At 49.8% G+C, this 16,322-nt stretch carries 14 protein-coding genes and 1 tRNA gene; 7 read left to right on the forward strand and 8 right to left on the reverse strand.

Features of this window, described 5'->3' with window-relative positions:
* Window positions 1-151 precede the first annotated feature (151 nt).
* A complete protein-coding gene (locus B156_RS0125350; protein ID WP_018622607.1) occupies window positions 152-811 on the forward strand; it encodes an ABC transporter ATP-binding protein in 660 nt (219 codons plus the stop codon).
* A 341-nt stretch (window positions 812-1,152) separates the two neighbouring features.
* Here the strand turns inward: B156_RS0125350 and B156_RS0125355 are convergent, their stop codons facing one another.
* From B156_RS0125355 to B156_RS0125365, 3 genes are all read right to left on the reverse strand, one after another.
* Complete coding sequence (locus tag B156_RS0125355) at window positions 1,153-2,565, reverse strand: efflux RND transporter periplasmic adaptor subunit (protein WP_018622608.1); 1,413 nt, start codon at window positions 2,563-2,565, stop codon at window positions 1,153-1,155.
* A 98-nt stretch (window positions 2,566-2,663) separates the two neighbouring features.
* The gene (locus tag B156_RS0125360; protein ID WP_245563835.1) at window positions 2,664-4,172 is read right to left on the reverse strand and encodes a TolC family protein; all 1,509 of its coding nucleotides are present in this window, start codon (window positions 4,170-4,172) and stop codon (window positions 2,664-2,666) included.
* Between the two features lie 311 nt (window positions 4,173-4,483).
* Window positions 4,484-5,185, reverse strand: coding sequence for an ABC transporter ATP-binding protein (locus B156_RS0125365; protein ID WP_018622610.1), 702 nt, complete (start codon window positions 5,183-5,185; stop codon window positions 4,484-4,486).
* 230 nt (window positions 5,186-5,415) lie between these two features.
* Between B156_RS0125365 and B156_RS0125370 the strand changes: the two genes are divergently transcribed.
* Together B156_RS0125370 and B156_RS0125375 are read left to right on the forward strand one after the other, a co-directional pair.
* Window positions 5,416-6,117, forward strand: coding sequence for a head GIN domain-containing protein (locus tag B156_RS0125370; RefSeq protein WP_018622611.1), 702 nt, complete (start codon window positions 5,416-5,418; stop codon window positions 6,115-6,117).
* Between the two features lie 108 nt (window positions 6,118-6,225).
* The gene (locus B156_RS0125375) at window positions 6,226-7,362 is read left to right on the forward strand and encodes a 5-(carboxyamino)imidazole ribonucleotide synthase (RefSeq protein ID WP_084757876.1); all 1,137 of its coding nucleotides are present in this window, start codon (window positions 6,226-6,228) and stop codon (window positions 7,360-7,362) included.
* A 133-nt stretch (window positions 7,363-7,495) separates the two neighbouring features.
* Here B156_RS0125375 and B156_RS0125380 read toward each other — a convergent pair whose 3' ends face one another.
* Window positions 7,496-8,323 (reverse strand): PepSY-like domain-containing protein, encoded by an 828-nt coding sequence (locus tag B156_RS0125380; protein WP_018622613.1) that lies wholly within the window; start codon window positions 8,321-8,323, stop codon window positions 7,496-7,498.
* Between the two features lie 302 nt (window positions 8,324-8,625).
* On the opposite strand from B156_RS0125380, the gene B156_RS0125385 reads away from it, so the two are divergent.
* A complete protein-coding gene (locus B156_RS0125385; RefSeq protein WP_018622614.1) occupies window positions 8,626-9,036 on the forward strand; it encodes a response regulator in 411 nt (136 codons plus the stop codon).
* Between the two features lie 348 nt (window positions 9,037-9,384).
* Here B156_RS0125385 and B156_RS0125390 read toward each other — a convergent pair whose 3' ends face one another.
* Window positions 9,385-9,840: a DUF305 domain-containing protein gene (locus B156_RS0125390; protein ID WP_018622615.1), complete on the reverse strand. Its 456-nt coding sequence runs from the start codon at window positions 9,838-9,840 to the stop codon at window positions 9,385-9,387.
* Window positions 9,841-10,541: 701 nt separating this feature from the next.
* Window positions 10,542-10,623 (reverse strand) — tRNA-Leu (locus B156_RS0125395).
* A gap of 152 nt (window positions 10,624-10,775) precedes the next feature.
* Here B156_RS0125395 and B156_RS0125400 point away from each other — a divergent pair.
* Together B156_RS0125400 and B156_RS0125405 are read left to right on the forward strand one after the other, a co-directional pair.
* The gene (locus tag B156_RS0125400) at window positions 10,776-11,186 is read left to right on the forward strand and encodes a DUF3127 domain-containing protein (RefSeq protein WP_018622616.1); all 411 of its coding nucleotides are present in this window, start codon (window positions 10,776-10,778) and stop codon (window positions 11,184-11,186) included.
* Window positions 11,187-11,360: 174 nt separating this feature from the next.
* Entirely contained in the window at window positions 11,361-12,086 is a 726-nt protein-coding gene (locus tag B156_RS0125405; protein ID WP_052635796.1) for a hypothetical protein, read from the forward strand.
* Window positions 12,087-12,118: 32 nt separating this feature from the next.
* Here B156_RS0125405 and B156_RS0125410 read toward each other — a convergent pair whose 3' ends face one another.
* Window positions 12,119-13,411, reverse strand: coding sequence for a 3-phosphoshikimate 1-carboxyvinyltransferase (locus B156_RS0125410; protein ID WP_018622618.1), 1,293 nt, complete (start codon window positions 13,409-13,411; stop codon window positions 12,119-12,121).
* 185 nt (window positions 13,412-13,596) lie between these two features.
* Here B156_RS0125410 and nagA point away from each other — a divergent pair, with 185 nt between their 5' ends.
* Window positions 13,597-14,760, forward strand: a complete 1,164-nt coding sequence (gene nagA, locus B156_RS0125420) for an N-acetylglucosamine-6-phosphate deacetylase (RefSeq protein ID WP_018622620.1) — start codon at window positions 13,597-13,599, stop codon at window positions 14,758-14,760.
* 11 nt (window positions 14,761-14,771) lie between these two features.
* On the opposite strand, the gene B156_RS0125425 is transcribed toward nagA, so the two are convergent.
* Window positions 14,772-16,217 (reverse strand): tetratricopeptide repeat protein, encoded by a 1,446-nt coding sequence (locus B156_RS0125425; protein WP_018622621.1) that lies wholly within the window; start codon window positions 16,215-16,217, stop codon window positions 14,772-14,774.
* Window positions 16,218-16,322: the final 105 nt, after the last annotated feature.

Raw genomic sequence — 16,322 nt, forward strand, 5'->3', positions numbered from 1 at the left:
GAGGATTGGAAATCGTATTTTTGTGCGGCAAGTTAACAGGAAATGATGAATGATGAATGATGAATAATGAACGGGCTTGTCGAAAATTAAGTTAATTCCCGTTTGCAATCCCATTAATTTATCATCCATCATCCATCATTTATCATTCCAGATGTCGCTTCTTCAAACCATTGATATTCGCCGGAATTACGGTAACCTGGCTGTACTGAAAGGAATTGATCTGGCTATCGGGCCGGGTGAAGTCGTTTCTATCGTTGGGGCATCAGGCGCCGGGAAAACGACATTACTCCAGATACTTGGTACCCTGGACCGGCCCGATTCGGGGGAGCTGCGGATTGCCGGCCAGAACGTTTTTGCGCTCAATGACCGGCAACTGGCAAAATTCCGCAATGAGCGCATCGGTTTTGTTTTCCAGTTCAACAATCTGCTGCCTGAATTTACAGCCCTCGAAAATGTGTGTTTGCCCGGGTTCATTGCGGGGAAAGATGAACGGGCGGTTCGCCAGCGGGCTACTGAATTGCTGGAAAAACTCAGCCTGCAGGACCGGATGAAAAACCTGCCCTCTCAACTGTCTGGCGGGGAGCAGCAACGGGTAGCCGTAGCACGGGCACTCATCAATCAACCGGCCATTGTCTTTGCCGATGAACCCAGCGGGAACCTCGATTCGCGTAATGCAGAAGGTTTACACCAGCTATTCTTTCAACTTAGGGATGAACTGGGGCAAACCTTCATTATTGTAACGCATAATGAAGCGCTTGCCGCCCTTGCCGACCGTACGGTAACCATTCGGGACGGGCTGCTTTTTAATTAATATCAGTTCATGTTTACATAGAGTTTGCCCGCCAGGTTAAGTATTTTTACCTAACTTGTTGGGCAAATCCTATACCCACTTTCTTTTACAATGTACTTATTGTCAGTTGGTTGTGCTCATGGTGGAAAAATTATTCCGGGATATCAATGAATTTTACTTAATTTTGTTTTATAATTGTGTCGAAAAGAAAAGTTTTTCATAACGTTGAGTAAATCAGAAAGCCAAGAGAGTGTCTCACTTGGCTTTTTTGTTTTCTTACACGTCAATGGAAAAGCAGAATTCGCTGCCTTGCGAAGAAAAATCGTTTTTTGAAACGGATAGCAGCGGTGAGTTATTACCCGTTATTCTTCCTTGTCTTCTTTCTTTTTATCCTTCTTCGGATCTCTCTTTATCACAAGGTCGTCATTTTTAAGTTTCTTAGAGACGGCAATAAAGGGGCCGGAAATAATCTGCTCTCCTTCTTTCAAACCCGATAAGATTTCGATGTTCTCGAAATCGCTGATACCGGTTGTTACGTTCCGTTGTACGGCTTTGCCTCCTGCATTGATAAAAACGATTTCTTTCGCCTTCTCTTTCTTCTCCACTTGTCCGGCCGGCACTTCATTAACAGTACCGTTCTGATTGTCTTTCATTTCGGCCGTGTCAATAGCAGTTGAATCGGCACTGCGCGTTGTGACAGCCGCAATGGGTACCGCCAGAACCTTGGCTTTTCGGTCGGTCAGGATTTCGACCGAGGCCGTCATGCCGGGCTTGAACGGGTAGCCTTTCTTGTCTTTCTGAGCCAGCAGGTCAGCGTAAGAGCTATTCAATATTTTTACTTTCACTTCAAACTCCGTTACGGCATCGGCCGACAGGGAAGCGGCTGCACCCCCTGAACTCGTAAGTCCGTTGGCTGTATTGGCAATTTCGTACACGACGCCTTTAAATTTTCGGCCGGTCATGGTGTAGGAGTCCACTTCAATATCGGCCGTGTCGTTGAGGTTAACCCGTACAATATCGTTCTCATTCACGTTAATGCGAACTTCCATGTTTTGCAGATTGGCAATTCGCATAATCTCGGTACCCGCCATCTGAGAGGTACCCACCACGCGCTCGCCCAATTCAATATTGAGTTTTGATACCGTACCATTTACGGGACTGTATATCGTTGTTTTACGCAGGTTTTCCGTTGCATCGCGCAGGCTGGCTTCGGCACTCTTTATATTGAAAGACGATGCCCGAACGTTGGCGTTGGCTGATTCCACTTCCTGCTTGGCGACGTTGTAATTGGCCGCGCTGGTTTCCAGATCGGCCGATGAGATGACCTTGTCGGCGTATAATTTCTGTTGCCGGTCGTAGTCTGCTTTGGCCCGTATCAATCGGGCACTCGACTGCGCTACGGAAGCTTTGGTTTGCTCTAACTGCGCCCGACTTTGATTTACCGTGGCCCGCGCCCGCGCCAGTAATGACTCATAGTTGTCAGGACGAATACGGCACAGCAACTGGCCCGCTTTGACGGGGTCACCTTCATTCACGTACAGTCCAATGATTTCTCCCGATACGTCGGGGCTGATTTTTACTTCGACCTGCGGCTGAACGCGCCCTGACGCGCTGACCCGTTCGGTTATATCGGTCCGTTTGACGGTTGCGAAATCAACTTCTGTTGCTTCTGGTTTGCCAATCAGACCAGCTTGTTTTGCCGCGACTAATCCACCTACAATCAATATAACCAGTCCACCTAATAGCCACCAAATGCGATTCGACTTTTTCTTCATGATAGGGAGTGAATGAGTGATTGAGTGGATGAGTGAGTAGAACGTCCATTGGCTATTCACTCAATCACGTCGCTTCGGCGTACCGATTCACTCAATCATTAATTAAAACTGAACGGTTTGTTTTGGTAAAAATCTAAAATTTTGGTTCTAAACACGTAATCGTACTTAGCCTGCACCAAACTGGCCCGGGCACGATCCAGGTTCGTTTTGGTGATATTGTATTCTGTTACGTTAATCGATCCGGCATTCAGTCGGCTTTCCGATGCGCCAAAAGCCGATTCCAGTGCCTGCACCTGTGCCAGCGTAGCCCGGTACCGGTTTCCCGATGCCTCCAGGTTCGCATAGGCATTTTCAATGTTCTGGCGAAGCAGCAAGCGGGTGTTATCGGCCTGTAATTCCGAGTTTTGCTTGTTCAACGTGGCCGTCTGCACCCGGTTTCGAACCTGAAACCGGTTGAATATTGGTATTTGTAAACTAAATCCAAGCGACCGGTTCAGGTTATTTTTGACTTGTTCCGTGAAGGAAAAATTTTCGTATGAAAAGTTGGGTTGCTCGATAAAAATGGTTGTCGATACGCCGTTGATTATAACCGTTTGCGGAATTTGGTTCGTGCCATTCTGGGTAGCCCGTTGCGCACCAAAGTTAGAGTAAAGCGACGTTAAACCGCCATTCACCTGCAACAGAGGATAGTAATTTCCCCGTGCCACATCTATTCCTTTTTCATCGCTCCGAACGCGCAAATTAGCGGCCTTTACATCGGGCATAGTCTCGTTGGCAATTTCAAATATCTGCTGGGGCGAAGCTTCGTATGTTACAATGCTGGGGTCCGGGACAGCTATAGGAGCTACTTCAATGGACTGGTCGCTGAATAGATTCATCGACTGAAGCAACGCTACTTTAGCCAGATCGATGTTGTTCTGTGCATTAACAATGGCCAGTTGATCCGTAGCCTGCTGCGCCCGTAAATCGAACAGGGCCGACTCGGCGGCTGCTCCGGCACTAACCAATTTCTGAGTCCGCTCAAACTGCGACCGGCTTACATCGGCCTGCCGCCGGGCAATTATAAGCTGCTCCTGGCCCGTCAGTACGTTCAGGTAATTCTGAATCACCGTCAGGATAACGTTGTTTTTGGTAGCCTCCAGATTTTTCTCATTGGACTGGAGCAGTAACTCGTTTTGTTTGATGGTATTCTGCAAAATTCCCCCGTTGAACAGGGTGGCAGAGGACGTCAGCTGAAAGTTGTTCGACTGGATGGACCGCGATACAAACTGGTTGGTAACCGGGTTGATGTTAAAACCAGCGCTGAAATTCTGCGTAGCAAAACCATTCAGGTTTGGAAGCCGGTTTAGCTTTGCCTGCTGCAGTTGTACCTCACTGTTGTTAATCTGTAACTGGCTCTGCTTTACCGTGATGTTATTTTTGAGCGCAATGTCGATACATTGTGGTAAATCCAGCCGGTTTGCCGCAGGAATCACCCCGTTTGCGGGCGATACGGCCGATGCATCCGTTCGGGTCGGCGCATTTTGTGCGTAAACGTTCGACAATCCTGTCGTTAGTAACAGGGCTATTATAACCCGCATCTGTTTCCAGGCCACTTGCATACACATAATTTTGATAGGTCAATGTTACAAACTTAGCATCGGCGCAGCTATCATTTTGGGATAAACGGCGCAAATCAAGCCTGTTTTTGGTTTATAAATCGGATATATTCCCGTAAATGAAATCAACAGGCCGGTAAATAATCACACGGTTCAACGCAGTCGTGGACTGGTTGAAACCGTTACGGTGTGAAGTAAGGCAGATTAGGTCAGGGTTCGTTGATAGCCACCCTGGCGGCCTGACCCCCTCTATTGGCCTGGGGCGCGTCAATAATAAGAGGCAATGGGTACTATCCCGTCATTGGTTGCTGTCTCCCCGCTTACTTTACAGCCTGTGCGCTCAGTTGCTGAAGGGATGATTCTTCCAGCCAGCCATCTTTTAGCCGAATGACACGGGAACCGTATTCAGCATTAACTTCGGAGTGGGTTACCTGTACGATGGTTACGCCGTCTTTTTTGTTCAGTTCTCGAAACAGTTCCATGATGTCGCGGGCCTGGTCGGAGTGGAGGTTTCCCGTGGGCTCATCGGCAAAAATAACGGTCGGTTCGGCAGCCAGCGCCCGGGCGATACCAACCAGTTGCTGCTGACCACCCGATAATTGAGCGGGAAACAAATCTTTTTTGGCGACCATATTGAAGCGGTCGAGCAACCCGGCCACGCGGCTTTTCCGTTCTGACCCGTTCAGTCCCTTGTACAGCAGGGGCGTTTCAATGTTTTCATACACCGTCAGTTCGTCAATCAGGTGATAGGCCTGAAACACGAAGCCAATGCGGGTACGGTGCAGTTCGGTCCGTCTTTTTTCGGATAATTTCTGAACGGGCTGATCATCAAAGAAGTATTCGCCCTCGGAGGGTTCTTCCAGCAGGCCCAAAATGTGCAGCAGGGTCGACTTACCGGAGCCGGAAGGCCCCATAATGGAAATGAACTCTCCCTGAGCAATGTCGAGGCTGATATTGCGAAGAACGTATACCTTGCCAAAGCCAGCGGGGTAATACTTGGAGACGTTGCGAAGTTGAATCATAATTGGTTACGTTTAAACGATTATTTTTGGCCGTACCGGTAATGGCTCAACCCTCGTGCCAGATTGTTATCGCCCTGATTTATAAGAAACTACCGATAACCCTAAGGTACGTAACGTCCGTTAGCGGACAAAGTCATTTGTAAAACCGGACACCTCTTTTTGATTATTCGTGCAACGAAGTTCTGCTTTTTTTCATCTTGTAGGTAGCCTGTCACTAAACCAGAAAAGCTATGAAAGGACTACTACTATCCATTACGTTATTCGCTGCCGCTCTTAACACCTCCAGTGACGACTGGAAAAAAGACCGGCCCGTATCGGGGTTTACCGGCCTGAGTGTCAGCAACGGTATTGTTGTTTATCTAACCCAGGGCAATGCCGAAAAACTAACCCTGGAAGCCAAAGGGGTAGACGAAGACCAGGTTATTTCGGAAATACGGAATGGCACCCTAAGGCTTTACATCGAGCGGAAAGGATTCGGTGGCTGGGCCTGGGGACGAAACACATCCGTAAAAGCGTATCTGACATTCCGGCAACTACAAACCATACGGGCCGGGGGCGGGGCCAATGTGTTTGGGCAGGGCCGCCTTTCGTTCAATGACCTGAGCCTGGAGGCATCGGGCGGCTCCAATATGCAGTTAGACTTCAAGGCCCATGACCTCAGCGCATCCGCATCGGGTGGGGCCGATGCGCGCTTGCAGGGGTCGGCCCGGATGTTCAATGCCAACGGCTCCGGCGGGTCTAACCTCGATGCCCGAAAGCTAACGGTAGAAAGTTGTAACGCCAGCTCGTCCGGCGGCTCTAATGTGTATGTCAATGCCCAAAACGAGTTGAGAATGAAGGCGTCGGGCGGCTCGGATATTTATTACTACGGCTCAGCCAGCGTGGTGGCCAGAAGCGAATCCGGCGGCTCGGATATCATCCGGAAGAATTAAAAATGAGGGGAAGTGTGAAAGAGCGAAACAGCGAATCACTAATTTTGCCTGTTCAATCTGCTTCGGTAGTTCAATTTCGCTCTTTCACTCTTACGTTCTTTCACGCTCTTGACACATACTATTGGTATTCTTGGCGGGGGCCAGCTTGGTCTGATGCTGTTGCAGGCATCCATCGACTGGAATCTCCGCGTCCATATTCTCGATCCTGATGCCGAAGCACCCTGTCGACACCTGTGTGCGCAGTTCACAACGGGTTCACTCACCGATTATGATACGGTCTATCAGTTCGGGCAATCGGTTGATGTACTGACTATTGAGATTGAACGCGTCAACGTAGAAGCCCTCGAAGCGCTGGAACGGGAAGGAAAACGGGTGTTTCCGCAGCCGTCCGTGATCCGGATTATTCAGGATAAGCGGCTACAGAAACAGTTTTACCGCGCCAACAACCTGCCCACTGCCGATTTTATCCTGACCGACAACCGCGCCGATGTGGCCATGATCGAAATTGATAGACCGGACTTTTTTCCGGCCTTCCACAAACTCGGTCGGGATGGGTACGATGGGAGGGGGGTTCAGCGCATTAGCTCCGTTGCCGATGTGGGCAAAGCGTTCGATGCACCTGGTATTCTGGAAAAAGCGGTTGACTTCACTAAAGAACTGGCTGTAATCGTGGCCCGCAACGAGCGGGGAGAGGTAGAAACCTTTCCCACGGTGGAAATGGTGTTTCACCCCGAACTCAATCTGGTCGAATACTTGTTTGCCCCGGCCGAAATTTCGGTTGAAACCGACCGGCAGGCGCAGGCCATTGCCCGACGAACTGCCGACGCCTTCGGCATTGTTGGGTTACTGGCGGTGGAGTTGTTTCTGGATAAACAGGGGAACGTCCTCATCAATGAAGTTGCGCCCCGTCCGCATAACAGCGGGCATCACACCATCCGGGCCAACGTAACATCGCAGTTCGAGCAACACTGGCGGGCTATTTTGAACTACCCACTCGGCAATACTTCCGCCTACAAACCAGCCGCTATGGTTAACCTCCTCGGCGAAGATGAACACACCGGCCCCGCCGTGTACGAAGGGTTGGAGAATCTGCTCGCTATGCCTGGCGTGTTCCCTTTTCTGTATGGTAAAGCCATCACGAAACCCTTCCGTAAAATGGGCCACGTAACTGTCATGGATGGTTCGCTGCATGCGCTGCGGGAAAAAGTGTCGGATGTGAAAGCGGCCATTCGGGTGATTTCCTGAGCGTTAAATTGTTAATTTTCAGGTAAATAGCTAAGAGGATTCTCCCTGGTAAATTGCCCTGTAGCCAGCAATTGAAACGGGGCATAAGTGACTGTGTAGCCACTTATGCCCCGTTTCGCTGCACTACGATTACTTAGTGTTTCCCTGTACGAACGTTGACAAAAGCACCGTTGGCATCGAACAGCAGGAAGTATCTGGTACTGTTCTGCGTAATCATTACGGCGTATACCGTTACACCGTCCCGCGTAGTAGCCTGGTATGCCTGCCCGAAGGTATAACCGCTATAGTTGGTTGTCAGGTACGTGGTTACGGTAGCGGGTAGCTGAGCCGCCGTTAGCGAGGTGCCCATTGGTTTTCCTCCGCCGGGTCCACCATGACCTCCTTTACCTCCACCCCCTTTCAGCAGGTTGCCCGCTGGGTCGAAGTTAAGCTGGAACGTTTTGCCGTTGGCCGTAATAACCGTTTCGTAATAAATCACCACCCCGGCCGAATCCGCAGCCTGTTCGGCCTGAACCAGTACGTAGCCGGGGTAAGTGGTGGTCAGGTAGGTAGTAATGGCGGCTGGCAACGCATCGGCCGTAATTGTGGTTTCGTTCGCATCGTTCATACCGGGACCGCGTCCGCCTTTGCCAGCCACAAAAGCCCCGTTGTCGTCGAAGTGGAGATGATACCGAATGCTGTTCTGCTCGATCACTACCGCATAAAAGGTAGCCCCCGTCCGGTCGGTGCCCTGCATGGCCTGTATGAGGGTATAACCTGCATAGGTGGTCGTGAGGTAGGCGGTAGCCGCAGCAGGCAACTGGTCGGCGGTGATGGTTATGCCTTTTCCGTACGAGTCAGTGGCAGCCCGCCCCGCTCCTGCAACAGCCGATGCCGTTGTTGTGGGCGTTACGTTACTGTTCTGGTTACAGGCCCCCAGCGTTGCTGCCAGTACCAGGCCAAGCATAATTTGTTTTTTCATGGTTTTAGTAAAGAAAGAAAATGAACAGATTGAAACACGTACCAGGTACACGTTTATGCATGAACAAGGGGTTTTATTCTTTCTTACGTAGTCGTTTACCCAAACGTGGCAAAGGCACGATTAAATAGTAATAAAAAAGTAAATAGTGACCCGTTGTGCGTCACTGCCAATCAGTTGCTCCCGTATTGCCGCTTCATTCAGAACAATGGTTTGCCAGACAGGTTAATACCCTATACCTGCGCCCGGATGATTTTTAGCAGCGTATGCCCGGATAAATTAGCTAACCTTCTGCTCGACAACTTATGAACTTTGATATATTGGTAGTCGATGATGACGATGATGATTTAATGCTGCTGGCCAGCCACATTAAGCAGTGTAATGAACGGGTAACATTAACCCATGTGCGTGACGGGATTGAGGCTACGCAAAAACTTACCGGAGGCTTCCAGCCAAACCTGATTATGGTGGATGCGAATATGCCTCTCATGGATGGGTATGAACTACTGGTGTGGGTTATGCATTCCGAAAACTGTTGCCATATCCCCGTGGTAGTCTGGACGGGAGCCATCTCCGATAGTGAGGTTGTTCGTTACTACAGGGCGGGTGCCAATTCACTCATGTTAAAACAGGATGCGCTGCGGGATATGGAATCCTTCTGCCATCACTGGTTCAAACTGGTCCAGTTGCCTAAACTGACGTCAACCCCTAATTAGTAAAGGAACTGGTACGCTGACGCTGACTACCTGCTGGGTCAGGGCTCAGGGCAGCGAACTAGTTTGGTCTGCTCAGGTTGATATTGCCCCCTGAACCTGCCTGCCACAATCAGTTTCCGAAACCATAGGAGAGCCACTATGGATGGGGATTTTGGGAAGCTTTAAACTGTTTCTTTCACTGAATACGCCCAGGCCGCAGGGAGCTACTGTAGCGGAATAAGTGCGTTTTTCTCTCGGCTTAACTTATCGTTGGGTTACATCATGAGAAACGCACAGCGCCAAAAAATATAGAAATTTTACTACTTATACCGTCCTGATAAACCCGGCATTAGACTGGGTTTATGGTGGCTATTTCTGATCCATCCGGGCGAGAATCCGTTTCATCTGGGCTATTTCCCGTTCCTGAGCGTCAATGATCGACTGCGCCAGTTCTTTTACTTCAGGATCTTTCAAATCGGCATTTTTGCTGACCAGAATGGCAATGGAGTGGTGCGGAATCATCGACTGCATGAAGCGTTTATCGTCAATGAAGACCTGATTTCTAACAAAGAACAGGGCCAGCGCAAATAGGGCAACGCTTCCGGCAATGATGATTGTGTTCATCCGACTATCCTGATACATGGAACGCATGAACAGGAGCATAACAACTGCCATTGTCGTAATCATCAGCGTGGTCATATAAAAGCGGTTGGTACTGAAATACAAATGGCTGGCTTTCTCAGTGTTCAGGTACATCGTAAGATGCATGATAACGAAGGAAACGGCGAGCATCAGGAAGAATTTTTTATAGTTTCCTTTGCCCATATTCGAGTGATTAGTTGCTTGTGAATCCATAGGAAGTTTGTTGACTAACGATTGAGTAGTTACTCCGTTTGGCGATTAACCCCTTCTCGCATAAGACTGTTTGGATAAGCTATAATTCTGTACTAGAGCGCTTGGATTGTGTAAAAAGTTACCATAAACGTAACCTATCCAATCCTGATTTTACTTACGATAAGCGTAACGAGCGCGGGTGGCGGCTGGACCGCTTCTGGGCGCACTTCTTCGACTAGGGAACGCAGTTATTGATCCGTGAGTAAGTCTGTAAAGTCATTCGAATTGGCTTAGGCCTCCCATGAGACCAATAGCAATATAGAAGTTAAGTCGCTTTACGGACTAATTCACGGGTCGATAACCCAAAGCTACTCAATCTGTCATACTACGCCAAAAAGCTATTTTGTAACCTTGTGAGTAGCTTTTTTATGATAGGTGCAGAACTGACCAAAGCGGAGAAAACGCCGATAAACTCGATAAATTTATGGATCACCTGCTGCACCGGCTACCGCTAGAGCCCAGAGAGCACGAAACGCTGGAGAAGTAATGAAGGTGCTTTGCCCGATGGAATAAACTGTTTTCGCCCTGGCAGGTGGTGAACATGAGGAGTGTAGAATGAGGAAGGCTTGCCCTAGAGACCCCTGCTAAAACGAAAAATGCTCAAATCAAGCTGATTTGAGCATTTTTGTTTGTGACCACGGGGAGACTCGAACTCCCAAGCCTTGCAGCACCACCCCCTCAAGATGGCGTGTCTACCAGTTTCACCACGTGGCCAGTTCCGTAGAGCGGGTGCAAAGATAGCTGTCTCCTTTTTTTTTCCAAAACCCCACCCGGAATCTTTTGCTTTTTTAGGGAATTATAGCCCGGAATCGGGCAAAATTTCGTACTTTTATGAGTCTAAATCACGCTTAAATAGTCCTGGTCGCATGGCAAATGAAATAGTAGGAAAACTGATAAAAGTACTGCCCGAAGTAACGGGACAGGGTAAAAATGGTCCCTGGAGCAAACAGGAATTTGTTATTGAAACAATGGATAGTCAATATCCAAAAAAGGTGTGCCTGACCGCCTGGGGGGATAAAGTAGCTGACCTAAAGCAGTTTGCCGATGGCGATACGCTTAAGGCAACCTTTAGTGCTGAGTCGAGGGAATACAACGAACGCTGGTACACCGAACTGCGGGCTTTTCGCATCGAATTAAGCGAAGGAGAAGCAAGTCCGGCTCCCGGTCGGAGTGCTGCCCCTCAGGCGCAGTCGCGCCCGGCCGCGCAGAGTAGTCAACCAGCGCCAATGTCATTCAACGCTGCCTTTGATGAGGAAAGCAACGACCTGCCGTTTTAAGGACGGCTGCCCAGAAAAAAAGCCGCCCACCAGCGGCTTTTTTTGTTTCGATTCAATAAACGTGTTTTGTCCGTAAAACTGACGGGGACTGCAAAGGGCCTATCGGTTTGCAGTCAGGGAGGTACATCGGTTTATTTTCATCAGGTGGAAGCATAAAAAAAGGCCCTAACGTCATTGAGAATCCTTCTGCGAAACATACTGCCTTTTCTTTGTTTGCTGCCTGTTGTAGCGCTGGCCCAGCCCGCCCTGACCGATTCGCTCCGCCGGGCCGATTCGCTGTTTGCTGCTGGTGAGAAAATTCAGGCGTCGCGCCTGTACGAAGGCGTTTTGGCCGCCGGGCACACCGCCACCGACCCCATGCTGCTGAAACTGGCGAGTATCAGCGAACAGCAGCACGATGTACCCCGGCTGCTTTATTACCTGGAGGTCTACTTCGACCGCCACCCCGATGATGCTATACTCCTACGGATGAATGAGATTGCCCGGGCCAATAACCTGATCGGTTATGAAATCGACGACCTGAATTATTTCTATCTCTTTTACCGCAAATACGGCATTTACTTACAGCTTTTTCTGCTCATTCCAGCCCTGTACGTTTTTGGCATATTAGTGCTTAAAGTGGTTCGCAAAGAACCCATTCCGGGACGGCAGAAATGGGTTGTGTTTATCTACCTGCTTCTCCTGCTGATTTTTACGAACTTACCGGAAGGGGTACAATCGGGCATCACCAATCAGGATCGCGTGCTGTTGCGTACCGATCCATCGGCAGCGGCCCCCGTTGCCGAAGTGGTAGGGCGCGGCAACAAGGTCAGTATTCTGGGGACCAAAGACATCTATCTACGGGTACTCTGGCACAATGAACTCTATTTCATCCGCCGGGATAACGTGTGGATTATCTAGCGACAGATTATCAGTTTCCGGCAATACCTATGTCAGGATGGACGCCCGGTTTCCTCCGATAAAAACTCCACCGTTGTTACCCGCGCCATATCGTCCCAGAAACTGGGGTACGATTTGGCCACTACCCCCGGTTCTTCAATGATAATTTCCTGACGCATGGCTACAGGAGCAAAGGCCATTGCCATCCGGTGGTCGTCGTAGGTGGCAATGGTAGCGGGAGCACTGGGCTTTGTACTGGTTTGACGAACTTCGTACCGGTGGTTGGGTTCCAGTTCGACCAGTTCAGCCCCAATCTTCTGCAATTCGGTTTGTAAGGCCAGTACCCGGTCCGTTTCCTTTATCTTGAGGCTCTCGATACCCGTCAGGCGCAGGGTGATGCCTTTCATAGCCGCACAAACGGCCACGGTCTGTGCCAGATCCGGGCAGTCCGTAAAATCCCAGGCTAAGGAGTCACTGGCTGGCACTTTAGTCAGCCTAACGCCCGCTTCAATAAAAGTACTCTCCACCCCAAATGCCTGCATCATGTCCGCAATAGCGCTGTCGCCCTGTAAGGATTTAGCTTTCAGACCCAGCAGCGTTAGTCCAGCGGTTTCGTCCTTCGCCAAAGCGGATACACTGTACCAGTAACTCGCCCCCGACCAGTCGGATTCGATGGCGTACGTGGCAGGTGTGTATGGTTTTGGCGCTACCGTGATGAGTTTGTTGTCCCAGTCGGCCTGCACGTCGGCCCCGAAAAAGCGCATCTGTTCCAGCGTCATCTCGATATAAGGCTGTGACCCGATAGGTCCGGTTAGTGCCAGGGTTAAACCCTCGGGCAATAGCGGGGCAATCATCAGCAGGGCTGAAATGTACTGGCTGCTTACATCGCCCCGAATGCTGATTTGGTTGTTGCCGGATGCCGAAAAACCGTTGAGTTGCAGGGGTGGATAGCCCGTTTCCTTCAGGTACGTAATATCGGCACCGAGTGTACGCAGAGCATCAACCAGCATACCGATGGGCCGCTCGCACATACGGGGGGTGCCGGTCATCGTTTTTTGCTGGCCGGTAACGGCAAAATAAGCCGTCAGAAACCGCATGGTTGTACCGGCATCCAGCACGTCGGCCACCGGGTCGGTTGATTTGAGCAGCCGAATCATCGTTTGCGTATCGCGGGCGGTGGACAGATTTTTCAGGTCGCACCGGAAACCGGTCAGCGCATCGATAATGAGGGCGCGGTTGCTTTCGCTTTTTGATGAGGCCAGCGGAATGGTAGCCCGGACTAGATGGTCCTGAACAAGACCGGGCTGGGTAAGCGTGGCAGGGGGCAGTAAACGGACGGAGGACAACAGTTTTCGATTTATGGTTTTCGGTTTGTGGTTTTCGGTAGGGCAGAGGCCTCAACAGCGGATTTTGTTGAACTGTATACCGAAAACTGTAAACCGATATGGCTACTGTTCGCAAAAAAACGAAATAACTGGTAGATTTCGGTCATTTTACTCGTATCAACAAACAGGATTCCTGTTTCAATCGCATGATTCAATACAATAACGCCACCGTTTTCACCGGTGAAGAGTGGTTAACCGGAGCGTCCGTACGCGTGGCTAACGGGCGCATTCAGGAAGTGACCACAATGCCCGTAACGACGGCAGAAACAACCGTCACTGACCTGGAAGGGGACTATCTGATTCCCGGACTAATTGATTTGCAGCTTTATGGCGGCTCGGATTTGTTCCTGAACGACAAGCCCACCCCCGACACAGTCCGGCATATTTACGACACCCACGCCCGAAACGGCACCACTACTTTATTACCGACCATTCACTCTACTTCGTTAGCAGTGATGCAGCAGTCGATGGCTGCCGTACAGGTGGTACGGACCGAAAACCCATTTGGCGTACCGGGTATTCATGTGGAAGGGCCTTATTTTAACCCCATCAAACGGGGGGCGCACAGCATGGCGTACGTGCGTGTACCCGCCGAAGGTGAGCTGGAAACCCTGTTCAGCAGTAATGCCGACGTGATACGTATTCTGACGCTGGCCCCCGAAATACTGAAGCCGGGTCAACTGGATACCATCAACCGATTAAAACATCCGAACACGCTGCTATCGCTCGGTCACAGCAACGCCACGTATCTACAGGCTACGGACGCCTTCAACGGAGGCATTCCCCTGGCCACGCACCTGTACAACGCCATGCGTGGTTTCGAGAGTCGGGAGCCGGGTATCGTAGGGGCTATCTTCGATCACCCAACGGTTCGGGCCAGTATCATTGCCGACAGTTATCACTGTAATCCAACCAGTATTCGCATTGCCTACCGGCTATTGGGGGAACGGCTTTTCCTGATCTCTGATGCCTTGTTTGCCAATCCTCCCCGCCCCGCGTTTACCCTGGAGCAGTTCGTTGTCCACTACGAACCCGACTCAAATGGCCCGGGACCGGGACGCTACGTGAATAATGAAGGAAACCTGGCGGGTTCGGCCATCACCCTGATTGATTGCGTCCGAATCGCCGTGGAACAGGCGGGTATTCCATTGACGAATGCCCTGCGGATGGCGTCGCTCATTCCGGCAGAGATAATCGGTTTGGATGACCAGCTGGGCCGAATAAGAACGGGCTATGTTGCCAATCTGGTTCGGCTCGATAAGTCCCTGCACACAACCGGCGTCTGGACTTCGGGTGAAAAAATAGCGTAAGTCACTAGTCTCTACCGGGCGGTTTTGGCAATAGCTCGCTCGTAATTCTGATTCAGCATTTCCAGAAATTTGCCTGTTACCCAGCTAATGTCAGAGTCTCTGATAAAAATAAAACGTTTCGGTATTGATGTATTGGCATACGCTTTAAAAACTGATTCAAGTAACAAAGAGCCGGCAATCAATTGCTTCTCATTGAACTGGTTCTGGACATTACTGATATCTGTTTCGGCTTTCCTTTGCACTAATGGATCATTTATAGCAGTCAGATCGGGGTGGATGAGGGCTTGGTAATCGGTCAACGCTAATCGGGCAAATCGTTCCGCATCAGCTAAGGTTAGCGGAACGGCTGTTGTTCCCGCCTTTTCGGGGTGCAGATAAACCGTCATTGCCCAGGCAATACCACCGCCCAGTGCTACTGTTTTGCGTTGTTGCAAACCGGGACTGGCGGTATTGAATTCGACATTTACGGCCGTATCCGCAATCGCTTTTATCATTCGTTTCGCTTCGTCTCTGTAGGTATCAATAGCTAGCGATCGATTATTATCAATTAGGTTAGCCAGTGTTTTGGTGCCGTATGGCAGGCTATATGAGTGGAATCTACGGCCGCTGTCGTAGTAACCGCCTTTGGTATTTCCACTGCCGATATCAATACAAGATGTGGCAATCCATAACCGGCGGGGCACAGAACCAATCAGGAATAATTCTGCTTCACGGGCGGCCGTCAGGGTTGAATCAATTAGTAAACTGTCGCTTCCCGGCATACTATTGGCAATTAGCGACGAAAAAAGTTCGTACAACCTCTTTTTTTTGGCAGGCGTTTTTCCCAGTGTTTCGTTAATTCCGCTACTAAAGGCAATGTACGTGCGGTTGGCAGGAATTTTATATTTTTTGATTGAGTCCAGGTAGACCTTCATCACTTCCTGTCCATCTTGAAAAGACTGGGCCGTTCCCGAAACCAGCGTTACGTTCGGGGCAATGGGTTTAACTTTGATATTTTTCTCATAAAAACCGTTCTCATAGGTGGTTCGGAAAATGGCCAGTTTTACGCCTGAAGCGCCAATGTCAATGCCAGCGTATAAATCTTTCCCCGCCATTTCCCCAATTAGCTGGCGCATGGCAGCTTCACTTGCGCCATAATTCAATTTCCGGTATAAGTTTTGAGCTTTATGGAAATAGCTCAGTGCCGTTTGGCTACTCTCTAAATCAGTGTAAGCAAAGCCCAGATTTTCGTATGCAACGGCTTCCAGATAATCATCTTTTGATTGAACCGCGGGTAATGCTCTCAGCAGTAAATCAACCGCTTGCTGAGTGCGGTCAACCATGCGCAGCGTATTCCCTAATTTTATGAAGTGTAAGGCTTCTAACGTGTTTACGGCGTTTTGCGCCTGGGCCGACCCCAAGTTAAAAAAGATTAAGACCAGCAAGAGGTAGCTGATAAAAGTGGAGGTGCGTATCATCTTAGTTGCTATATAGGACTAGTATAATTAGGAAATCAATTATAGTAAATCATTTTGACTCTCGAGTGCTTAAGTGGATATTGTTAGGCAAAGGTGCGCCTTGAA

It is taken from the genome of Spirosoma luteum DSM 19990 (genome assembly GCF_000374065.1).
In the GTDB taxonomy this organism is placed as follows: domain Bacteria; phylum Bacteroidota; class Bacteroidia; order Cytophagales; family Spirosomataceae; genus Spirosoma; species Spirosoma luteum.